General features: G+C 61.9%; 3 protein-coding genes and 1 pseudogene. All 4 read right to left on the bottom strand.

The window, feature by feature from the left end; all coding sequences use genetic code 11:
- Window positions 1–278: 278 nt before the first annotated feature.
- Window positions 279–659, bottom strand: a complete 381-nt coding sequence (locus QMG61_RS17325) for a P27 family phage terminase small subunit (protein WP_283495581.1) — start codon at window positions 657–659, stop codon at window positions 279–281.
- Window positions 660–817: 158 nt separating this feature from the next.
- Entirely contained in the window at window positions 818–1,606 is a 789-nt protein-coding gene (locus QMG61_RS17320; RefSeq protein ID WP_283495580.1) for a hypothetical protein, read from the bottom strand.
- Entirely contained in the window at window positions 1,603–1,839 is a 237-nt protein-coding gene (locus QMG61_RS17315) for a hypothetical protein (protein WP_283495579.1), read from the bottom strand. The genes QMG61_RS17320 and QMG61_RS17315 overlap by 4 nt, the downstream gene beginning before the upstream one ends.
- Window positions 1,836–2,453 (bottom strand): annotated as a pseudogene (locus QMG61_RS17310) (hypothetical protein); the annotation flags it as partial. The gene QMG61_RS17315 and the pseudogene QMG61_RS17310, both read right to left, overlap by 4 nt.

Here is a 2,453-nt window from a genome sequence, read left to right as displayed (position 1 = left end):
CGCCCGTGCTCCTGTAAAAGGTGCCGGGAGGGAGGTCGGGCCAGGGGTCTAGGTGTTGTTCAGGTCGCTGCGGATCTCACGGTCGAACCGGTAGTGCTCTTGTATGACGTGCAGCCAACGGCGGGCCGAGATCTCACCCGTCCGTGGTCGAGGGATGACCGCACGTCGAGCAGCAAGCCAAACCGTCGCGCTCTCATGGCGGGCAGGGTCAAACTCCCGGAGATCAGCGGGGAAGTCCCAGCCGTCCTCTACGGACACGCGACGCTTCCGGACGACCATTAGCGGCGACCGCCGTAAACGCCGCGGAGAGCGCGAGCATTGGGCGCTGAGCCTACGTCCTCGAGCAGCGGGGGGATGCCCAGAGTTGCCAGCAAGCGAGCCATGACTAGGCGTTGCTGTCGAGCTTCTGCAATGGCGGGGTGAACGCGGGAACCCTGCGAGCTGGTGAGCATGAGTCCCTCGTGTTCAACGATCTTGTCGAGCTGCACGATCCGGTCGCGAGTGCGGCACGCTTCCTCGAGCATCGCGAGCTCATGCGACGCCCAGTCGTAGTCATCCGTGCCGGCATCCCAAAGCTTCCGGCCAGCACGAGCAAGGCCACGCGGAACACGTAAACCGGGGGTGTTATTGCCCGTTTCAAGGGCGGTTGAAGTGGTCATTCTGGCTCCATATAAGGGATCTGAGGGTTTCAAGGGGTCTTCGTTTAGACGGGTGTGAAAGATATGTGCCTACGACGCCCATGGCGCAGTTGGGGCTTTGGGGGGCGGGAGGGGCAGGGGCCAGATGCGTTGTGCATCTGGCCCCGTTGTGTTGGGTGCTACTTCTTGTATTTATCCATCCAGTCGCCCGAGCCTTTGTTGTTCTCGCGGTCCTTTGCGGTGGCGGCGCGTGAGTCTCGCGTCTTGCTGAGCTGGTGGATTCGCAGCGGCAGCGTTTCGCGGGTGGCGAGGGACAGTGTGAGGCCCAGGTGGTGGGCTTCCCATGCGCTGAGCTTCTGCTCTTTGAGCTGGTGCTCTTCCCACTGTTCGAGGGTTACCTCTGCCATGCGCTGCACAATGTAGTGTCGGGTGAGAGCTGCGAAGCCGGTGGTGTGAGCGAGCAAGGCGAAGGCGTCGAGGATCTCGCGGATGGTACGGTTTGCCCGTGTTGCGATTCCCCAGTGTTCGGCGGCATCTCCGCCCTGGTGCAGAATGGCCGCGGCCTCTTCGAGCTTGATGTTGCCCAGTCGCTTTGCGGCCGTTGCGATTTCCTGCGCGGCTTTGTCGAACGGTTCCTGCCACGACTCGATGAGGGTGTCGACGTTGCCTTGCAATGCGCTCAGCGCGTCTGCGTCTGCGAGGTTGCTAACTTGGGTTTGTACGCCGTCACTGAGCGCTTGCATGGTGGTGATGCGCTGCACTTCGGGATCTGCTGCAGGGTCGCGCTTTGCGTCGATCGCGGCGAGCACGGCGGTGGAGAGCTCGTTGCGGTCGGAGGTCATGGCGTAGACCGCTTCTCGGACGTTGGCGGCTCGTTTCACTGCTTTTGTGATTTCAGCGGGGACGATTGCGCCGATCGTTTCGGTGGTGCTGATGATGCCCTGAATCTGTGCGAGTGAGATGGTCATTTGGTGTCCTTTTTTGTGTTGGTGTATTTGTTCGGTGGAATGGTGAAGGTGTATCCGGCTTGGCGCTGGTCTCGGTTGACGGGGGCGTAGATCCCGCATCCGGGTGCTCGGTGCTCGGTGTGGCCGTAGGTGAACCGTTCGTGTTCGTGCTGGTGGCCGCAGTAGGGGCAGTGCACGAGTGCTTTGCCCTTGGGCGTGATTCGCACGAATTGGGCTTCGAGGGGTTCGGTCATCGCACACCGCCTAGTGCCGCGATGTACTTTTCGACGGCGGCTAACCGCGCGTTCTGCGACTGGACTACACCGAGAAGACCAATGGAAAGGCGTTCGTAGGCGATGCCGGTGAGGGTGCCGTCGTCGTCGCGGGTGACGTACTCACCGAGCCCGCACGCTACGAACTGTTCAGCAATTCCGCCGATCTCGATGTTCGCCGCTTGCCCCATCGCTTGCACGGACTGCTTATATCTGAACCGCACGATCTCGGCGGCGTAGAAGCTCGCGGGGTCAATCGTTGCCGGGGTCACGTCCTGCTTGAACCGGGACGCGGAAGGCTGGTAGCCGAAGTTCCCGGAGCTGTCGACGTAGACGGACACGTAGCCGGCGGTGACGAGGTTGTCGTGCACGCTCAGAGATGTGATGCCGCTGTTGAATGTGCCTGTCAGGCCTGAAACGGCGCCGGATGCGGTGACGGTCGTTGGGGTGATCGCCCCAGGGCTTGCGACCTTCGAGTCGATCTCGGCGCGCGTGTATGACAGTGCCGTGATAGCTGCTGTGACGGTCGCGTTGATGTTCGCGAGCGCTGATTGCACCTGCCGGACTAGGGAGCTTGTCTGTGTGCCCGTTGGTGT

It is taken from the genome of Cryobacterium sp. PH31-AA6, from assembly GCF_030063195.1.
In the GTDB taxonomy this organism is placed as follows: Bacteria; Actinomycetota; Actinomycetes; order Actinomycetales; family Microbacteriaceae; genus Cryobacterium.
The sequence above is the reverse complement of the archived record's forward strand: the minus strand, read 5'-3'. Positions and strand labels throughout refer to the sequence as shown.